General features: G+C 63.2%; 18 protein-coding genes. 13 read left to right on the forward strand and 5 right to left on the reverse strand.

Annotation, left to right across the window (positions count from 1 at the left end; translation table 11 throughout):
* Positions 1 to 38: 38 nt before the first annotated feature.
* The 4 genes from AC1RLZ_RS11200 to AC1RLZ_RS11215 are packed head-to-tail and all read right to left on the reverse strand — an operon-like array spanning position 39 to position 5,489.
* Complete coding sequence (locus AC1RLZ_RS11200) at positions 39 to 1,124, reverse strand: lipocalin-like domain-containing protein (protein WP_493188657.1); 1,086 nt, start codon at positions 1,122 to 1,124, stop codon at positions 39 to 41.
* Positions 1,114 to 3,576 carry an FtsX-like permease family protein gene (locus AC1RLZ_RS11205; RefSeq protein WP_493188658.1) on the reverse strand — a complete coding sequence of 821 codons (2,463 nt, stop codon included), beginning with the start codon at positions 3,574 to 3,576 and terminating at the stop codon, positions 1,114 to 1,116. The genes AC1RLZ_RS11200 and AC1RLZ_RS11205 overlap by 11 nt, the downstream gene beginning before the upstream one ends.
* A complete protein-coding gene (locus tag AC1RLZ_RS11210) occupies positions 3,573 to 4,226 on the reverse strand; it encodes an ABC transporter ATP-binding protein (protein WP_371423225.1) in 654 nt (217 codons plus the stop codon). The genes AC1RLZ_RS11205 and AC1RLZ_RS11210 overlap by 4 nt, the downstream gene beginning before the upstream one ends.
* A 48-nt stretch (positions 4,227 to 4,274) precedes the next feature.
* Positions 4,275 to 5,489, reverse strand: coding sequence for an MFS transporter (locus AC1RLZ_RS11215; RefSeq protein WP_493188659.1), 1,215 nt, complete (start codon positions 5,487 to 5,489; stop codon positions 4,275 to 4,277).
* Between the two features lie 178 nt (positions 5,490 to 5,667).
* On the opposite strand from AC1RLZ_RS11215, the gene AC1RLZ_RS11220 reads away from it, so the two are divergent.
* From AC1RLZ_RS11220 to AC1RLZ_RS11280, 13 genes are all read left to right on the forward strand, one after another.
* Positions 5,668 to 6,918, forward strand: a complete 1,251-nt coding sequence (locus tag AC1RLZ_RS11220) for a hypothetical protein (RefSeq protein ID WP_493188660.1) — start codon at positions 5,668 to 5,670, stop codon at positions 6,916 to 6,918.
* A gap of 105 nt (positions 6,919 to 7,023) precedes the next feature.
* Complete coding sequence (locus AC1RLZ_RS11225; RefSeq protein WP_493188661.1) at positions 7,024 to 7,734, forward strand: Crp/Fnr family transcriptional regulator; 711 nt, start codon at positions 7,024 to 7,026, stop codon at positions 7,732 to 7,734.
* A 133-nt stretch (positions 7,735 to 7,867) separates the two neighbouring features.
* Positions 7,868 to 9,499 (forward strand): cytochrome-c oxidase, cbb3-type subunit I, encoded by a 1,632-nt coding sequence (ccoN, locus tag AC1RLZ_RS11230; protein ID WP_493188698.1) that lies wholly within the window; start codon positions 7,868 to 7,870, stop codon positions 9,497 to 9,499.
* 9 nt (positions 9,500 to 9,508) lie between these two features.
* On the forward strand, positions 9,509 to 10,243 hold the full coding sequence (gene ccoO / locus AC1RLZ_RS11235; protein WP_493188662.1) for a cytochrome-c oxidase, cbb3-type subunit II: 735 nt from the start codon (positions 9,509 to 9,511) through the stop codon (positions 10,241 to 10,243).
* Positions 10,244 to 10,255: 12 nt separating this feature from the next.
* Positions 10,256 to 10,420, forward strand: a complete 165-nt coding sequence (locus tag AC1RLZ_RS11240) for a cbb3-type cytochrome oxidase subunit 3 (RefSeq protein ID WP_068729582.1) — start codon at positions 10,256 to 10,258, stop codon at positions 10,418 to 10,420.
* Between the two features lie 7 nt (positions 10,421 to 10,427).
* Entirely contained in the window at positions 10,428 to 11,303 is an 876-nt protein-coding gene (gene ccoP, locus AC1RLZ_RS11245) for a cytochrome-c oxidase, cbb3-type subunit III (RefSeq protein ID WP_493188663.1), read from the forward strand.
* Between the two features lie 100 nt (positions 11,304 to 11,403).
* The gene (gene ccoG, locus AC1RLZ_RS11250) at positions 11,404 to 12,852 is read left to right on the forward strand and encodes a cytochrome c oxidase accessory protein CcoG (protein ID WP_493188664.1); all 1,449 of its coding nucleotides are present in this window, start codon (positions 11,404 to 11,406) and stop codon (positions 12,850 to 12,852) included.
* An 11-nt stretch (positions 12,853 to 12,863) separates the two neighbouring features.
* Positions 12,864 to 13,364, forward strand: a complete 501-nt coding sequence (locus AC1RLZ_RS11255) for a FixH family protein (RefSeq protein WP_493188665.1) — start codon at positions 12,864 to 12,866, stop codon at positions 13,362 to 13,364.
* 8 nt (positions 13,365 to 13,372) lie between these two features.
* Positions 13,373 to 13,543 carry a cbb3-type cytochrome oxidase assembly protein CcoS gene (gene ccoS / locus AC1RLZ_RS11260; protein WP_371423233.1) on the forward strand — a complete coding sequence of 57 codons (171 nt, stop codon included), beginning with the start codon at positions 13,373 to 13,375 and terminating at the stop codon, positions 13,541 to 13,543.
* Positions 13,544 to 13,728: 185 nt separating this feature from the next.
* The gene (locus AC1RLZ_RS11265; RefSeq protein WP_493188666.1) at positions 13,729 to 15,312 is read left to right on the forward strand and encodes a GMC family oxidoreductase; all 1,584 of its coding nucleotides are present in this window, start codon (positions 13,729 to 13,731) and stop codon (positions 15,310 to 15,312) included.
* A gap of 44 nt (positions 15,313 to 15,356) precedes the next feature.
* Positions 15,357 to 16,520, forward strand: a complete 1,164-nt coding sequence (locus tag AC1RLZ_RS11270) for a M20 family metallopeptidase (protein ID WP_493188667.1) — start codon at positions 15,357 to 15,359, stop codon at positions 16,518 to 16,520.
* Between the two features lie 80 nt (positions 16,521 to 16,600).
* Positions 16,601 to 18,322, forward strand: coding sequence for an FAD-binding protein (locus AC1RLZ_RS11275; protein ID WP_493188668.1), 1,722 nt, complete (start codon positions 16,601 to 16,603; stop codon positions 18,320 to 18,322).
* Entirely contained in the window at positions 18,319 to 18,654 is a 336-nt protein-coding gene (locus AC1RLZ_RS11280; protein WP_493188669.1) for a 2Fe-2S iron-sulfur cluster-binding protein, read from the forward strand. Before AC1RLZ_RS11275 ends, AC1RLZ_RS11280 begins: the two co-directional genes overlap by 4 nt.
* A gap of 78 nt (positions 18,655 to 18,732) precedes the next feature.
* Here AC1RLZ_RS11280 and AC1RLZ_RS11285 read toward each other — a convergent pair whose 3' ends face one another.
* Positions 18,733 to 19,227: a MarR family winged helix-turn-helix transcriptional regulator gene (locus AC1RLZ_RS11285; RefSeq protein WP_493188670.1), complete on the reverse strand. Its 495-nt coding sequence runs from the start codon at positions 19,225 to 19,227 to the stop codon at positions 18,733 to 18,735.
* Positions 19,228 to 19,300: the final 73 nt, after the last annotated feature.

Genomic DNA, 19,300 nt, shown 5'->3' on the forward strand with positions numbered 1-19,300 from the left:
ACCTCTCCCCGCTTGCGGGGAGAGGTTCGGAAACAGCCTCAATACCCCGTCATTTCCAGATAGCCCGTACCGCTGTGGCTGCCGGTGAAGCTCATCGGTCCTTCCCAGTACGGGAAACTCGTCGCCATCCAGCTCTTGGAATTCAACGGCGAGGTTGCGATCTGTAATCCGCGCGATGCGATCGATACCTTCCATGACGTCGGGATCCTGCGGCCGGCGATCTCCGTCATGACTGTCGGCGCCATATCTATAGCGCCTGGGGCAAGCTGTTCGGATTTTCCGTCCGCGGTGATCCAGTTGCCGGCAAAATAATGCGCGCCATCCTTCTGCCTCAGACGAAACAGCATCAATTTCTCGTTTTCCGGCAGGTGCAGTGAGAACCAGTCCCAGCCGGTCTGGTCCGAAGCCAGCGGCTGGCTGGAATATTCCCTGTCCATCCAGGCGCGGCCGGTGACGGCGATCTCCTTGCCGTCGATAATGAGTGCACCACGCGCAGTGAAATAAGGCTGGCTGTAATAATATGAGGCCTGACCACGTTCGGACTTCCGGCTGTAGCCGTTGTCGCCTTGCAGTACGAGCGGCTGCAGTGCATCGAGACGGAGCCGGTAGCTGAATTCCGCCGACGATGCGGATAGGTCGAGCGGCGCAACCGACATGTCGTCGAAGTTCTCGAGCCCGCGCATCTCCCACGCATCGATCCACGCGCGGAACGGCACCGCGGTCACGCCGGCTTGTCCGACTCCGCCGCGGGCAAAGGTTTCGGCCGCATGATGCGTCGTTGCCGATGTCACCGCCGCATGGCCCATCCAGATCTGCGGCGTTGCCCAGCCATCGCCTTGCGCGCCGGAGGCCATCACCTGACGAAACAGCGTCCACTGCGCACCATAGGCATTGCCGGAGGCGTCAGTGAGATTGGCGGTGAGGTACCACCATTCGATGCGGTAGTCCGGGTGCGGGCCGTGATCTGCGGGGAACGCGAGCGCGCGGCCTGGCAGGACAGCCGTAAAGCCCTCGGCATCGCGGCCGAGACCTGCAAAGCCCTGTGCGAGCACGCGCGAACCGCCGAGGCCGAGCAGCGCGGCGGCGCCGATGAGGCTACGACGCGTGAGGCGGCTACCGCTCATTGGCGAATACCTTCACCAGAGCGGCGGGCTGCATGCGCAGCAGTTTCAGGATCGGGAGCAGGGCTGCGAGCAATGAGGCCAGCATGGCGACGCCGAGCAACTGGACCAGCTGCAGCGGAAAGACATGGAACGGCAGCCGCCAGCCGAAGGCCTTCACATTGACGATGGCGATGAGGCACCACGCCACCAGCAGGCCGAGCGGCAACGCAAGCAGTGAGGTGATCAAGGCGACCGACAGCGTTTTCAGCAATTCGATGCCGGCGAGACGGCGGCGCGTGATGCCGATGGCCCAGAGCGGCGCCAGTTGGGGCAGGCGCGAATTGCTCAGCGTGAGCAGGCTGGTGAGCAAGGCGACGCCGGCGACGCCGAGCGTGAAGGCGTTGAGCGCGGCGGTCACCGCGAATGTGCGGTTGAAGATCGCCAGTGATTCCGTTTTCACCGTCGTCTGATCGGCGAGGTTGCGGCCATCGAGACCGAAGCGTGCGCGAATGGCCGTGATCAGCGCCGGGACATTCGCGGGCGCGACGCGCAGGCCCATGCGGGTCTGCGAAATGTCAGGGAAATGTTTGACCAGCGCATCGATGTTGACGCCGATCTGGCCTTTCGGATTGCCATAATCCGCATACACGGCAACGACGTCGAGCGGCCAGTTGCCGGTCGGCGTCGGCACATCCAGGCGATCGCCGGGTTTGAGCTTCATGCGCAGCGAGAGTTGTTCGCTGATGAGCGCGCCGTCGCTGCTGCGCACGCGATCCCATGCATTGCTGGTGGAATCCAGCAGCGGCCATTGATCGCGATAGGTGGCGTGATCGGCGAAGCCGAGAAGCTCGATCGGCGCGCCGTTGAACTGTACGTCGGTGCGGCTGCCGGGCAGAACTGCCTGCACGTCGGGGCGGGTTTTCAGCCAGGTCTTGATCTCGATCGCCTGTGCTTCGCTCGCGGCGTTCAGATAGATCTCCGACGCCAGCCGTCCGTCGAGCCATCCCGTAAAGGTCCGGCTGAAACTCTCGACCATGGTACCAACGCCGACATTGACGGCGAGCGCCAGCAGCAATGCCATCAGCGCCAGCGACAGGCCGGAGAGTTGCAGCCGGCTGTCGGCCCAGAACCATGTGACGAGGGGCCGTCGCGTGCTGCGTTCGCCGCCGGCAAGGACGATGCCGAGGATCACCGGCAATGCGAGTGCCGCGCCGAGCAGCAGCGCCGCCAGCACGAAGAAGCCCGCCATCAGGGAATCACCGAGCCACAGCGAAAGTCCTGCAGCGATGAATACGAGCAACGCGCCCGCGCCTTGCAGCCGTAGCCAGCGATGCTGTGCCTGTTGCCAGGCGTAGGGCTGCGCGGTGGCGAGCAAGGGGAGGCGAACAGCTTTCAGCAGGCTCGATGTCGCGGCCAGCAGCGCGCCGATGATGGAAATCGCGAGACCGGCGAACCACCATTCGGGCTTCAGTGTCAGTTGCCCCGGGATTTGCGCGCCATAGAGTCCGCGCAGGCTGGCGGCGACATCGGGCAGCAGCGATGCGGCGATAAAGTAACCACAGACGAGGCCGATGACACCGGCGATCAGCGCGATGCTGACAAGTTCCAGCACCAGCACGCTGTTGAGCTGCCGCGCCGAGACGCCGCAGGCCCGCAAGGTGCGCAGCATCGGCAGGCGCTGTTCGAAGCCAAGGCCGATGGCGGAGTTGACGATAAACAGGCCGACGAAGAAGGACAGCAAGCCGAAGGCGGTGAGATTGAGATGGAAACTGTCGGTGAGACGTTCGAGGTCGGTCTCGGCATCCGGCTGCACCAGCCGCAACCGATCGCGGGCGACGCTCTCAAGCGACGCGCGGGGGCCCTTGGCGCTGCCGATCAGCAGACGCGAGATCTGGTCCGGCATTTTCAGCAGTTTCTGGGCGATGCCGATATCGACGATCAGCACGCCGGGTGCGAGCTGCGGCTGCAGCTTCAATGGCGGCAGTAGCGCTCCGTCATTGAGCGCAGGCGTCGCACCCTCAGTAAGGCCGAGGCTGGCCAGTGTTTCCGGCGCGATCAGGGCTTGTCCGGGCGGTGTGAGAAAGGCCTGTGCGCCGGTCCTGCCGATCTCCGCCGCGGCGCTGGCTTCTACGGGCATGGTCACCGGCTCGATGCCGAGCAAGCGCACAGAGCGGCCGGCGATTTGCACACGGCCTTCGACCACGGGCGAGACCGGCCAGCCGGCGCGGCGCAGATCGACGAAGAGTTGTTGCGCAAACGCGCTGCCATTGCCGGCCACCAGCATCGGCGTGCGCGTGCCGCCGAAAGCGGCGGCGGCGCGATCATAGCTGGTGCGGGCCTGCTGGTTGAGCGCCTGCACGCCGCTCCACAATGCAGTGGCGGCGATCAGGCCGATCAGGAGCGTCGCGAACTGCATCGGATGCCGGCGCCAGTGGCTGAGCAGCACCGCGAGGATCCAGAGCGCGCGTCTCACGCGATCAGTCCGGCATGAAGATGGACGTGGCGATCCAGCGTGGCGGCGAGGCGCTCGCTATGGGTCACCATCAGGAAGCCGCAGCCTGTGCGTGCCACCAGATCGCGCGCCAGTTTCAACACCTCATCGGCAGTGTCTTCGTCGAGATTGCCGGTGGGCTCATCGGCTAGCAGCAGCAGCGGTTTCGAAGCCAGCGCGCGGCCGATGGCGACGCGCTGCTGCTGGCCGCCGGAGAGCTGTTCGGGATAGCGTCTGAGCAATGCGCCGAGGCCAAGCCGTTCGGTGAGTTCGTTCTGCCAGGCCGCGTCATGCTTTCCGGAGATGCGCGACTGGAACGCCAGATTGTCGGCGACCGACAGCGAGGGGATCAGGTTGAATTGCTGGAACACGAGGCCGAGGCGATCGCGGCGCAAGGCGGCGCGGGCGGAATCGTTGAGACCGGTGACGATGATGTCGCCGAGCTGGATCGCGCCGCCGTCGACCTCATCGAGGCCAGCGATCAGATGCAGCAGCGTGCTCTTGCCGCTGCCGGATTCGCCGGTCAGCGCCACGCTCTCGCCAGCGGCAACCGTGAGATCGACGCCGCGCAGCACGGCGACCTGTTCCTGGGCTGAACGATAGGATTTGGTGAGATGGCGAACCGTGAGCATGCGGCGCCATCATAACAGAAGCATGGCGCCTGCGCGATGACGCCGGCGTTACCGCTTGCGTTCCGACACCAGCGCCAGCAGTACCGTGGCCGCCATGAAGCAGGCGGAGGCGCCGAAAACCCAATGCGGCAGCGCATGGTCCATGAACCAGCCGAAGAGAATAGGGCTGATGATGCCGCCGAAATTGAAGCCGGTGGAGACGATGCCGAAGGCACGGCCGGCAGCGCCGGGAGGGGCAGCCTCGCGGACCAGCATGTCGCGTGACGGCGTCAGCACGCCGCCGAGGAAGCCTGCGATAGTCATGGCGGCGACGATCACCGGCGTCGGCAATGTGAACACTGCGATGGCACAGATGATGGCGGCGTTGATGGTGAAGCACACCGCGGCGACCCGGCTGTGATGCCGGGTACGATCGGCCAGCCAGCCGCCGGCGAGCACGCCGATGGCGCTGGCAGCGAGGAAAGCGGTGAGTGCGATATTCGCCGATGACAGCGACGTGCCGTAGCCGTTCATCAGTGCGACGATGCCGAAGCTGTTGATGCCATTCTGCGACAGCGACAGCAGCGTGAAGAACAGCGTCAACATCAGGATCGCCGGGGTCATCATGCTGACCTTCGGCGACTCGGAGCCCTTGGCGTCATCGCCATCCGCCATCGCGCCGGCATCGGGAATGCCGACCACGATCAGCATCAGTGCAATGGCCACGCCGATGGCGCCGGCGACGATCAGCGCGCCCTGGCCGCCGATGCCGACCAGCAACGCAGCCATCAGCGGCGGTGCGACGGCGCCGCCGACAAAGCCGGCAAAGGTATGGATCGAGAAGGCGCGGCCCATCTTCGACTCGTCCATATGGGCGGCGAGGATGGCGTAGTCGGCCGGATGATAGACGCTATTGGCAAGGCCGAGCAGCGCGGCGCAGACAATCAGCGCGGGATAGCTCAGCAACAGGCCGAGCGCGATCAGCGCGCAGCCGCCGAGCATGACGCCGAGGATCAGGATCTTGCGCGCGCCGATACGGTCGACGAGATAGCCGATCGGGGCCTGGGTGAGGCCGGAGACGACGGCAAAGGTGGTCAGCGCGAAGCCGAGCTCGATATAGCCGACGCCGAGCCGGTCCTTCAGGAACGGGAACAGCATCGGCAGCACGAAGATGTGGAAGTGGCTGACCCAATGCGCGGTGGAAATTGCCGCCAGCGTCCGCGTCGCCGAAGGGGCGTGGTCTCGCGATGCGAGATGCGAGGTCGAGGCCGGAATATCGACCATATGCGTTTCCACCCAAGGCGGCTGATGGCCGCTTTTTGCAGCCTCGAAAAGATGCGCTATGCCTACGTTCGCAGCAGGTTAATGTCCATGAGCGCTGCGGCATGCAGGTGTTGCGGCCCGTGCAGGACGGCATCGGCCCAGGCGACCGAGGCCTGAAAATGCGACATGATTGAGCAGCATGACGAGCCGCCCGATTTTTAAGCCGCTGCGTATTCTGCTGTCGGAAGGCACCAGCACCTCCGCGCGGGAGGCTGTCACCGTGCTCGGCCTCGCCGGCCATGTGCTGGATGTCTGCGACCCCGCTGCCGCCGGGCTGGCGCGGTTCTCGGGATTTGTCCGATCCTATCACCGCTGCCCGGGGATGCGGGACGACCCATTGGGCTTCCTGCGCTTTATCGAAGATCTGTTGGCGACAGGTGACTACGACGTGCTGCTGCCGATCCACGAACAGGGCTTTCTGTTCGCGAAAGTGCAGGAGCGGTTGAAGACGCGCACGGGCCTCGCGCTGCCGACCTTCGATAGCTACCGCAGGGCGCATAGCAAGGCTGGCTTCAGCCGCGTATTGAGCGAGCTGGGATTGCCGCAGCCGGAGACGCGGATCGTCGCCAGTGTTGATGCATTGCGCGCTTCTGTCCGCTTTCCCTGCGTCATCAAGACGGCGATCGGCACTGCCAGCCGCGGCGTCTGGAAGGTGCGTGACGACGCTGACCTTGCTCTGGCCGTGAGAGAGGTCGAGGCTGGCAACGGCTTTGTCGGCGAGGTGCTGGTGCAAGCATGTGTCACCGGCGCAACCGAGAAGGCTCAGGGTGTGTTCTGCCGCGGCGAACTCGTCGGCTTTCACGCCTATCGCCAGATCATGGAGGGGGCCGGCGGCGGTGATGCCATCAAGCGCAGCGTGCGACGCGACCGCGTGCGCGACGACCTCGCGGCCATCGGCCGGCATCTCGCCTGGCACGGCGCTCTATCCGTTGACTTCATCATGTCCGGCGACGGCAGCGGACCATTCTATATCGACTGCAATCCGCGGCTGGTCGAGCCGATGGCGGCTTATCTGGCCGGCGTCGATCTGGTCGCCCTGTTGCTGCGTGTTTCGCTAGGCGAGACCCCGGAGGTCGCGCCGGCAAGGTGCGAGGGCGTCGTCACGCATCAGGCCATGCAGGTGCTGCTTGGCAGCGCACAGCGCGGCGGCGACAGGCGCGTTCTGCTGCGCATCTGCCGCGATATCTGGTGCCGGCGTGGCGACTACGCCGGCAGTACCGAAGAGCTCACGCCGATTCGCATGGACTGGTTCGGCGCAGTGCCGCTGGTGATGACTGCGCTGTTGCTGCTGGCGTCGCCAAGGCTGTCGCATGTACTGGCGAAACGCGGCTGGGGCGCGCATCTGCTCGATGCCAAAACGGTTGCGACGATCGAAAGCGAGGCGTTCTAACATTCACAATCGCAGGGATTGATGTGTATCAATGTACGTCATGCCCATCCGGCTATCCCAAGGTGCCCCGCAACTCCGTGCGGCCAATAGAAACCCGGGATGCGCATGACAAAGCTGATGGCTGCATCGTCGTTCGCGGTGCCTTGTGCAAATGCAGCCGCGCAGCCGGGCGGCTTCCTGTCCCACCTTGGCCCGGCCGATCTGCGCCAGTTGTTGGCGCTGGGCGAGCGGGTGCCTTACGCCGCACAGGATGTCCTGTTCACGCAGGGAGACCCGGCCGGCAAATGCTTCAGCGTGGTCGAGGGTGTGGTCGGCATCTACAGGACCGAATGCGATAATCGCCGCCAGATCATAAGTTTTGCGCTGCCGGGCGACATCCTCGAGATCGCAACACAGGGGCATCATGACGTCTCCGCCGTTGCAATCGGTCCTGCAGTGGTATGGGAAATTCCGCGTGAGAAATTCGCGCAATTCGCCAGTCACCGGCCCTATGTGCTGAACGAGATCGTTGCACTGATGGCAACCGAGATTGCCGAAGCGCATGACAGAATGTTCTCGCTGGGCCGCCGTGCGGCGGAAGAGAAACTCATCGTGTTTCTGACATACTGGCGCAACCGGCTAGTGCAGCTCGGCCGCGATGTCGATCCGCTGCCGGTGCCAATGAGCCGGCGGGATATTGCCGATTATCTCGGCCTCACCGTCGAGACGGTCTGCCGGACGCTGGCCAAGCTCGAACGCCGAGGTGCGATCGAAATTCTGCCGGGCAGAGTCCGGTTGTTGGACACCGAATTCGCCCTGGCTTCCGCTTTTGCCTGACCCAGAGCGCTTGCGACGGGCCATCTCCCTGCAACTTTGATTTCGATCAATTCACTGAGCGCACCGCCGTGATTGATGGACGCGTGTTCGGGGAAGAATCATCATGACGAAACAGATTGACAGCGTGAAGTGGATGACGATCGGTGAGGCCGGTCTGGCCGTGATCTTCGCGGCCACCGTGTTTCTCTCCATCATCGCGGCGGCCAAGGCGGAAGATACGGCCTTTGCCTTCCACGTGACGCTGGCCGGCTTCGCCAGCCTGGCTTCCGTGTTCGTCATCCTCAATCGCTATTTCGAGCGCGGCGAGCTGCCGCCGCAGGAGATTGACGGGCGGCCGAATTACAATTTCGGGCCGATCAAGTTCGCCACTGCGGCCTCGGTGTTCTGGGGCATCGCCGGCTTCACCGTGGGCCTCCTGATCGCCATGCAACTCGCCTGGCCGGATCTGAATTTCAATCTGCCCTGGACCAGCTTTGGCCGGTTGCGGCCGCTGCACACCTCGGCAGTCATTTTCGCCTTTGGCGGCAACGTGCTGATCGCCACCTCGTTCTTTGTGGTGCAGAAGACCTGTCGCACCCGTCTCGCTGGCGATCTCGCGCCGTGGTTCGTCGTGCTCGGCTACAATTTTTTCATCGTGATCGCCGGCACCGGCTATCTGCTCGGTGTCACGCAATCCAAGGAATATGCCGAACCGGAATGGTATGCCGATCTCTGGCTGACCATCGTCTGGGTGACTTATCTGCTGGTGTTCCTGATGACGCTGGTGAAGCGCAAGGAACCGCATATCTTCGTCGCCAACTGGTTCTATCTCGCCTTCATCATCACCATTGCGGTGCTGCATCTCGGCAATAACCCGGCGCTGCCCGTCTCGATCTTTGGCTCCAAGTCATACGTCGCCTGGGCCGGCGTGCAGGATGCCATGTTCCAGTGGTGGTATGGCCATAACGCGGTGGGCTTCTTTCTCACCGCGGGCTTCCTCGCCATCATGTATTACTTCATCCCGAAGCGAGCGGAGCGGCCGGTCTATTCCTATCGCCTGTCCATCGTGCACTTCTGGGCGATCATCTTTCTCTATATCTGGGCCGGCCCGCATCACCTGCACTATTCGGCGCTGCCTGACTGGACGCAGACGCTGGGCATGACCTTCTCGATCATGCTGTGGATGCCCTCCTGGGGCGGCATGATCAATGGCCTCATGACGCTATCCGGCGCATGGGACAAGCTGCGTACCGATCCGGTGCTCCGCATGCTGGTGGTGTCGGTGGCGTTTTACGGCATGGCGACCTTCGAAGGCCCGCTGATGTCCATCAAGGTGGTCAATTCGCTCAGCCATTACACCGACTGGACCATCGGCCACGTGCATTCCGGTGCGCTCGGCTGGGTCGGCTTCGTGTCCTTTGGCGCGCTCTACTGTCTCGTGCCGTGGCTGTGGAATCGCAAGCAGCTCTACAGCCTCAAGCTGGTCGAGTGGCACTTCTGGATCGCGACGCTGGGCATCGTTCTGTACATCTCGGCGATGTGGGTGTCGGGCATCCTTCAGGGACTGATGTGGCGCGCTTACACGTCGCTGGGCTTCCTGGAATATTCATTCATCGAAAGCGTCGAGGCGATGCACCCGTTCTACATCATTCGCGCAGCGGGCGGCGGGCTGTTCCTGATCGGGGCGCTGATCATGGCCTGGAATTTGTGGATGACCGTGCGCGTTGGCGAGGCGGAAGAGGGCGCGCTATCGAGCCCCGGCGCCACGTTGCAGCCGGCAGAGTGAGGATCAATCATGTCATTCTGGAGCCGGCACCAAATCTTCGAGAAGAATTCGATCGTCCTGATCGTAGGTATCATTCTCGTCATCGCCATCGGCGGCATCGTCGAGATCGCACCTTTGTTCTATCTCAAAAGCACCATCGAGGCGGTCGAGGGCATGCGGCCCTATACGCCGCTCGAACTTGCGGGACGCAATGTCTATGTCCGCGAGGGCTGTTATCTCTGTCATTCGCAGATGGTGCGGCCGCTACGCGACGAGGTCGAACGCTACGGCCATTACTCGCTCGCCGCGGAGAGCATGTATGACCATCCGTTCCAATGGGGCTCGAAGCGGACCGGGCCGGATCTGGCCCGTGTCGGTGCCAAGTATTCCGATGAATGGCACGTTACGCATCTGAGCAATCCGCGCTCGATCGTGCCGCAGTCGGTGATGCCGTCCTACAAGTTCCTGGCCGAGACGCCGGTGAACACCGAGAACGTGGCTGATCACCTGCGTACCAACCGCGCCGTGGGGGTGCCCTATACGGATGAACAGATCGCGAATGCGGTGGCCGATCTGAAGACCCAGGCCGATCCCGATAACGGCGACACCGATGCGCTGCTCAAGCGCTATCCGAAATCGGTGGCACGGAATTTCGACGGCAAGCCCGGCCTGCCGACCGAGATGGATGCACTGGTCGCCTATCTGCAGATGCTCGGCACGCTGGTCGATTTCAAGCTCTACAACGAAAAAGCAAACCTCCGCTGAGGAGATGAAAGCATGCGCGCAATCCTGACCGTCGAGAACTTCGCGTCGAACCTTGTCCTGACATTCTGGACGCCAGTGTTCGTCGGGATCTTCATCGCAATTCTGACCTACGCATTGTGGCCCCGCAACAAGGCGATGTTTGACGCAGCCGCGCGTCAGCCGTTGCGAGAGGATTGATCAGATCATGAGCGATCACGAAGGCGAATTTGACAAGGCGACCGGTAAGACCACCACAGGTCACTCCTGGGATGGTATCAAGGAACTCAACACGCCACTGCCGCGCTGGTGGGTGATGACCTTCTATCTCACCATCGTGTGGGCGATCGGCTATTGGATCGTGTATCCGTCCTGGCCGCTGGTGCAGAGCTATGCGACGGGCGTCTTGGGCTATTCGTCACGTGCGGATGTCGCTGCCGATCTCGCCAATCTCGAGAAGATCCGCGGAGGCAAGATGGCGGTGCTCGGCGCTGCACCGCTCGCGGAAATCCAGAAGGATCCAGCGCTGCTGGCACTGGGGCGCGCCAGAGGCCGTGTGGTCTTCGGCGACAATTGCGCGCCGTGTCACGGCACTGGAGCTGCCGGTGCCAAGGGCTTCCCAAACCTGAACGATGACGACTGGCTGTGGGGGGGCACGCTGGAGCAGATCGAGAAGACTATCCAGTTCGGCGCGCGTTCCGCTCATGCGGAAACGCGTGAGGGATCGATGCTGGCCTTCGGTCGTGACGGCATGTTGAAGAAGCCGGAGATCGAGACGGTTGCGAACTACGTGCGTTCACTGTCGGGGTTGCCGACGGCCAAGGGTTACGACGCCTCTACCGGCCAGAAACTGTTCGCCGACAACTGCGCCTCATGTCACGGCGACGCCGGCAAGGGAAATCCCGAAATGGGGGCGCCGAACCTGACCGATAATATCTGGCTTTACGGTTCGGACGAGGCGACCATCGTGGAGACCATCACCAATGGCCGCAACGGCGTGATGCCGGCCTGGATCGGCCGTCTCGATCCGGCGACCATCAAGGCACTGACGATCTACGTCCACTCGCTGGGGGGTGGACAATAAGTCATAGCGTGCGCGGGCAATCCCGCGCGTGCCTTTGATGTACATCAATTGCATCGCACTGACGAAGTCTAGGGTCATTCCAGAGACGAGAGTGATCGCCATGAACAAGCCTGTTGCGCCCGAGGAATTCGATTACGGCCCGCTCTATGCGGCGCAGAAGAAAGTCTATCCGCAAAAGGTCGCCGGCACGTTCCGGCGCATCAAATGGGCGCTGATGGCGGTCTGCCTCGGCATCTACTACCTGCTGCCCTTCGTGCGCTGGACCCGTGGCCCTGGCGCGCCCGATCAGGCCGTGCTGGTCGACCTGCCGAACAGCCGCTTTTATTTCTTTTTCATCGAGCTGTGGCCGCAGGAAGTCTATTTTTTCACCGGCCTGCTAATCCTCGCCGCGCTGACGCTGTTCCTGATGAATGCCGTCGGTGGTCGCGTCTGGTGCGGCTATCTCTGTCCGCAGACGGTCTGGACTGATCTATTCTTTGCCGTCGAGCGGCTGATCGAAGGCGATCGCCGCGAGCGGATGAAGAAGGAGGCCGAAGGTCTCACGCTGCAGCGTGTCGTCGAACTGACGATGAAGCACTCCATCTGGCTCATGATCGCATGGTGGACCGGTGGCGCCTGGGTGCTCTACTTCAATGACGCGCCGACTTTGGTGAAGGAGCTCGTGACGTTCCAGGCGCCGGCGCTCGCTTACATCTGGATCGCCATCCTGACGGCGACGACCTATGTGCTGGCCGGCTGGATGCGCGAACAGGTCTGTCTCTATATGTGCCCGTGGCCGCGCATTCAGGCGGCACTGACGGATGAGTGGGCGCTCAATGTCACCTACAAGACCGATCGCGGCGAGCAGCGGATGTCGCTCAAGAAGGCCAACGAGCTGCGTGCACTCGGTCAGCCCGCGGGCGACTGTGTCGATTGCTATCAATGCGTGAATGTCTGTCCCGTGGGCATCGACATCCGCAACGGGTTGCAGATGGATTGCATCCAGTGCGGGTTGTGCATCGACGCCTGCGACGGTGTGATGAGCAAGATCGGCCGGCCGACCCGGCTGATCGGCTATGACACGGACATCAATATCGCCAGGCGCAAGGCAGGCAAGCCGGAGATCTACCGGATCATTCGTCCGCGCACGGTGGCCTATGCCGCCCTTATCATGGCCGTCGGCGCCGTGATGCTCTACGCGCTGCTGACCCGCACCCTGCTCGACATCAATGTGCTGCATGACCGCAATCCGGTCGCGGTTCGCCTCAGTGACGGCTCGATCCGCAATGCCTATACGGTACGGTTGCTGAACAAGCGCGGGGCCGGGCGCGTGGTCACGCTCGATGTCAGCGGGCCGGTGAATGCCACGGTGCATGTGGTGGGCATGGATGCCGTGTCATCCGGGCGACCGGAAATCGTGCTCGGCCGCGACCAGACCACCGAACTGCGCGTGCTGGTGACGGCGCCGGCGGCCAGCAATCCCGACAGGTCGATCCCGCTGGTGATGCGCGTGAGCGATGCCGTTCATGGCGATATGGCGTCGGCGATCGATCATTTCGTCGCACCGTGAAGGAGAACAGTATGAGCAGCGCCGTGGCCACACCGCGTCCCATCACCGGCCGATTCGTTCTGATCTGCCTGATTTTGTTTTTCGGCATGATTATCGGCGTCAACATCGTGATGATGAAGTTCGCGCTGGAAACGCTGCCGGGTGTCGAGGTGGATAGTCCCTACACCGCCAGTCTTGCTTACGGCAACGAGATCGAGGCTGCGCGGGGCCAGAGTAGCCGCGGCTGGAAAGTCAGCGCGCATGTCGAGCGCGACGCAGCTGGCGATGCCGCGGTGCGCGTCGAGGCGCGCGACCGCAACGGCAATCCGATCACGGGGCTGAGCTTTACCGGGCGACTTGAACGACCGGCGGATCGTCGCGCCGACCGGCCGGTTGAGCTGGTCGACATGGGCTATGCGGTCTATCGCGGCAAGGTCGCCGAACTGGCGCCGGGCCTGTGGGATCTGGTGCTGGAAGGTGAGGCCGGCGGCGAGCGCATGTTTCTGTCGAAGAACCGCCTTGTGCTGAAATAGGCCCGGGCATGCAGTCCCTCATCGTCCTCGTACCACTGGCACTCGCGCTCGGGCTGCTCGGCCTGTGGGCCTTCATGTGGTCGCTGAAAAGCGGCCAGTATGAGGATCTGGAAGGTGCCGGATGGCGCGCGATTCTCGATGAGGATACGCCCGCGAAGAAGCCCCGCGATCCCGGCTGAGGCCGCCTGCCGTTCAATTTTTTATCTTTACAACTTTATGGCTATGCCTTTGTCGCGTGTTGCCTCTGCAACGCGCCTGCTAGCGTCTGCTGTGCGCCCGGCGCATACTCCCGGGAACGGGTTTTGCACGCGTTGTGCCGGTCGAGACCGGTGCGATGCGCCTCAGCAGAAAGAAATGAAGCACTATGTATGATGTGATCGTCGTCGGCGGTGGATCTGCCGGCGCTGCCGTGGCTGCCAGGCTCTCCGAAAATCCAGCCACGCGCGTGCTGCTGCTCGAAGCCGGCCTCGACTGGCGCGCGGCGGATGCGCCTTGGGAAGTGACCACGCCGAACCCGATCCCGATCATTCACCAGCGCGAATTCCAGGAGAAGTGGCAGTGGCCGCAGTTGCATTCGCGCCGCGTCGCGTCGCAGGACCAGCGCTTCTACTGGCGTGGTAAGGGCCTCGGCGGCTCCTCGATGATGAACGGACAGATCGCGATCCGCGGCGTCGCCGATGCGTTCGACGAATGGGCGTCGCTCGGCTGCACGGGCTGGTCGGCGAAGGACGTGATGCCGCTCTTCTCGGTGATTGAGGATGATCTCGACTTCGGCGACAGGCCCGGCCATGGCCGCGGCGGCCCGCTGCCGGTCTATCGTGCGCCGCCGGACACATGGGGCCCAATCGACAAGGGCTTGCGCGATGCGGCGCTGGCCTCGGGTTATGCGTGGTGCAACGACGTCAACGGGCCGGATGGCGAAGGCGTTGCCTGTTATCCGATCAACAGCCGCAATCTGCGCCGCATCTCCACCAATGAAGCCTATCTCGAGCCGGCGCGCGGCCGCGCCAATCTCGACATCCGCGGTCACGCGCTGGTCGATCGTGTCGTGATCAAGGATGGTCAGGCGACCGGCGTGATCGTGCATCTCGACGGGCAGGGCACCCAGGAAATCAGCGCGCGCGAGATTGTGCTCTGCGGTGGCTCGATCCACAGCCCGGCCATCCTGCTGCGCTCGGGCGTCGGTCCGGCCGAGGAACTGAAGGACATGGGCATCGCTGTCGAATGCGATCTGCCCGTCGGCCGGAATTTCTTCGATCATCCGCTGTTCCGGACAACCGTCAGGCTCCATGACGATGTTGCGCCGAAGGACAAGGATACCCGCCATACCAATTGCTGCGTGACCTACTCGTCGGGCCTGGCCGATGGCGGCAAGCGCGACATGATTCTGATCGCGTTCAACCATCGCGGCATAGGCAATCCCGGTGCGATCGGAGCCGGCCTGTTCAATGCATTCTCGCGCGGCACACTGAAGCTCGCATCGACCGATGCGTCGATCGATCCGATCGTCGAGGAGAACATGTTGGCCGACCCCCGGGACATGCTGCGCATGGTCGACGCGGTAAAGCGGCTGGCCGTGATCACGACCCAGCCGGCGCTGGCCGGCATTGCCGACTGGATTCGCCTCACCGATACCGACATGACGCTGCCGCAGGCGGCGGCCTTGCCGACACGTGAGCTCGAAGCCGTGCTGCGCCGTGACACCGGCGACATCCAGCATGCTGCCGGTACCTGCCGCATGACCGGCTTCAAGGACGCGGGTGGCGTGGTCAATCCGGACGGCACGGTGAAGGGCCTCAAAGGCCTGCGCGTCGCCGATGCGTCGATCATGCCCTCGGACTGCCGCGCCAATACCCACTTCACCACGGTGGTGATCGGAGAAGCCATTGCGCGGATGATGATGCGCAAGGAGAACAACGCCGCGCCTGCCGTGGCGATGGCGAAGTAAGAACACGCAACTTAAGCGCCCCAAGAGTGACCGAAGGACAATTCATGCCGAACACTACCGAAACCCGGATCATCGACTGGCTGGCGTCACAGAAGCAGCCGATGATCGATCTGCTGCGCGACGCCGTGAACATCGATTCCGGCTCCTTCGACAAGGAAGGTGTCGATGCCGTTGGCGCCCGCTTCGAGCAGCACTTCGCCGAGTATGGCATCGAGACCTGGCGCGAACCGCATGATGTCTATGGCGATGCGGTGCATGGGCTGATCAGCAAGCCTGGCAGCAATGAGAAACCAATCCTGCTGATGGGTCATCGCGATACGGTTTTTCCGAAAGGCGAGGTGGCGAAGCGTCCCTTCACCATCAAGGGCAATCTGGCCCATGGTCCGGGTGTGGCCGATATGAAAGCCGGCGTCGTCATCAACGTATTCGTTGCCGCGGCGCTGAAGAAATTCGATGCGGCGCCGTGCCCGATCAAGCTGCTGATTACCGGCGATGAGGAGATCGCGTCGCGCTCGTCGCGGCCGATCATCGAGCGCGAGGGCCGCGCGGCGCGCGCGGTCTATAATTCGGAACCGGGCCGTCCGACCGGCAATATCACCACGGGCCGCAAGGGCGGTGTATTCATGCGCTTCGAGGTATTCGGCAAGGCCGCGCATTCCGGCAATAACTTTTCGGTCGGCATCAGTGCCATCGGCGAGCTAGCGCACAAGATCGTGCAGATCCATGCGCTAACCGACATGGACAAGGGCATCACGCTGAATGTTGGCCTGGTGTCGGGCGGACAGTCGGTCAACACCACGGCGCCGCATGCCGAAGGCGAGATCGATTTTCGCTACATCGAACCGGCCGACCGCGCGACCATCATGAGCGCGATTGAAAAGATCATCGCGACGTCGACCGTGCCGGGCACCACTGCGAAGCTGCATATCAACGGCGAATTCCTGCCGCTGGTGCAGGACGCTGCTGCCAAGGCGATGTTCGAGGCCTATCAGGCGGCTGCTGTCGACTCGGGTCTCGCCACGCTGACCGGCGAATTCGCCGGTGGCTGCGCGGATTCAGGTTTCACCGCCAGCGTCGGCACGCCAACGCTTTGCGGCCTGGGTCCGGTCGGTGGCAATGTCCATACCGATCTGGAATGGCTCGACATCGACAGCATCGTTCCACGCGCGCAAACGCTGGCGCGGGCGATTTTGCGCACGGAGATCTGAGGAAAGGCAAAGCGTGGCATGGTTCTGGCTCAGCGATGGTTGGTGACAACGCCTTTGTTTGAAGGGACACTCGCGTGATGATGACCTCATCTCCCTCCAGTACTTCGGTTCCCACCCATCTCGAATCCGATGTCCTCGTCATCGGCGCCGGTGGCGCCGGCATGTATGCGGCGCTGGAAGCAGCGAAGGGTGGCGCGTCCGTCATTCTTGCCGATCGCAGCCTGATCGGACGTGGCGGCGCCACGGTAATGGCCCAGATGACGGTCGCAGCCGCTTTGGGCGAGCAGACACCGGATCACTGGGAGCATCATCTCGCGGATACGCTCTCGGCTGGCCGTGGGCTTTGCGACGAGCGGCTTGCAGCTTTGTTGTGTGAGGATGGGCCGCAGCGACTGCGCGAGATGGATGCGTGGAAGGTCGGCTGGGCGCGCGAGGATGGTCACATCAAGCAGGCGCAGGCGCCAGGCCACGATCGTCCGCGCTGCGCCTATGTGGATTTTCTTTCCACCGGGCCTGCGGTGTCGAAGACGTTGCGCACGCAACTCAACAATGCGAGCGGCATCCGTCGTATCGGTGATCTCACCATCGTCGATATCGCGCTGCGCGACGGCGAAGCCTGCGGCGCGACCGCGCTGCATCTGCCGACCGGGCAGACCGTGACACTGGCCGCAAAGGCCGTGATCATCGCGACCGGTGGACTGACCGGCCTCTATCGCCGCAACTCGGCGTCGTCGAATATGGGCGGCGACGGCTATTCACTGGCATTGCGCGCGGGCGCCGAACTGATCGACATGGAATTCGTGCAGTTCTTCCCCATCGGCCATCTCGCGCCGCGCCTCGTCGGCATGGACCCGATCATGTGGGATCCGTTTCGTTACAAGCTTGGCGGCAAGCTCTTGAATTCCGAGATGCGCGAATTCGAAACGGAATATGCCACAAAGGACGCGCGCAGCGACGGCACCTACAAGCTCACGCGCGATCTGGCGACCTATGCCATCACCAGGGAAGTCGAGGCCGGACGCGGCAGTCCCGCCGGCGGCGCCTATCTCAGCTTCCAGCATGTGCCTGAAGCGGAGATCCGCAAGGCGTTCGGGCCGGTGGTGGATAGGCTCGCCGACAACGGCATCGATCTCGCAAAAGGCCCGGTCGAGGTGGCGCCGATCGCGCATTATCATATGGGCGGCATTCGCGTGGACGAGATGATGGCGACCGGCGTGCTCGGGCTCTATGCCTGCGGCGAAGCCGTCGGCGGCGCCAATGGCGCCAATCGGCTGTCGGGCAATGCGATCACTGAAGCCTTTGTGTTTGGCGCGCGGGCCGGGCGCAGCGCCGCGGAGCGTGCGAAGCAGGGAGCTTCGATGTGGTCCGCCGATGCGGCGCAGCCGGCCATCGATCTGCTGCGCAGTGCGAGCAAGCGCGACGCGCCAAATCCGGCAGCGGTCATCGTCAAGCTCCAGGCCGTGATGGCCGACGATGTCGGCCCATTCCGCACCGATGCGAAACTGCGTTCTGCGATATCAGCCATCGCCCAATTGAAGGCCGATGTCGGCGATAGGCCATTCGCTTCAGCAGAAACCTTCGATCCAGTGCTGGCCGACTGGCTCGACCTGCGCAACATGCTCGCCGTCGCGCAATCGGTTGCCGTGCCGGCACTCGCGCGCACCGAAAGCCGCGGCGCGCATCAGCGCGACGACCATCTTGGTCTCGATCAAGCCTGGAGCATCAACCAGATCGTCTCGGTGTCGGATGGCGACATGACCTTGCGCAAAGCGATGCCCACCACCGGAAAGGCTGCTGCATGAAAGCGACACTCAGCATTCAGCGCGGCGTACCCGGCGTAACGCCGCATCTGGACACGTTCGACATTCCCTTTGAGCACGGCCAGTCCATTCTCGACGGCCTGCGTGCCATCAGGCGCAGTGCGGATCCTTCGCTGGCGTTTCGCTTCTCCTGCATCAATGCCAATGCCTGCAAGGAATGCATGATGCTAATCGACGGCAAGGTCGATTACGCCTGCACGGTTCGGTTGAAAGAGGGAACAACGTTGCTGGCGCCGCTGCCGAAAAAGGCGCTGATCCGCGATCTCGTCACCGAGATCGCTCCGCCCGACGAACGGCTGATGCCGCGAGCCTGAAGCGGCTGCTGCCCGCTGCGCGATCAGGTTGACTAATTTATAGCCGCTCTAATCCAGGAAGAGCCGCCTCGGCGACATTCAATCCGATAGATCGGCGGCGCCATCGCGGCTGCTATTGGCCGCGACAATGCGCTGCATCATCGCAATAAACGCAGCCTGTTCCGTCTTGGTAAGGTTGCCGAGCGTGGCGCGGTGCGCCTCGCGGGCGGCGCTCTCGATCTTGTCCAGCAGGGCAGCACCGGCCGGTGTGAGCCGGCAGATGCGGGCGCGGCGGTCGTCGTCGCTGACCGGACGCTCGACCAGCTTGCGTGCTTCGAGGCGCTTGAGCGCGCCCGTCGTCGTCGTGCGATCCAGAGCAATATCAGCGGCTAAGCTGGTCTGATCGGCCGTTCCGCGCGCCGCCAATGCAGACAGCAGGCTGTATTGCAGTGGGGTCATTTCGAACGCGCTGCACGCTTCCTGGAACAGCGCGACATGGATCTGGTGCAACCGCCGGATCAGAAATCCGGGTCGCTGGGCCAGCGGCCAGGGCTTGTGGGCGGGCTTGTCGCGGCGCGGCTTGGCCTGGGGCAACGCAGTCTCTCCTTGTGTCGGCTGCTGCTCGATGGTGCGGGCGCTCTGAAAATACCGCATTGCAATCTTTATG

It is taken from the genome of Tardiphaga sp. GW822-FHT04G09 (assembly GCF_058800725.1).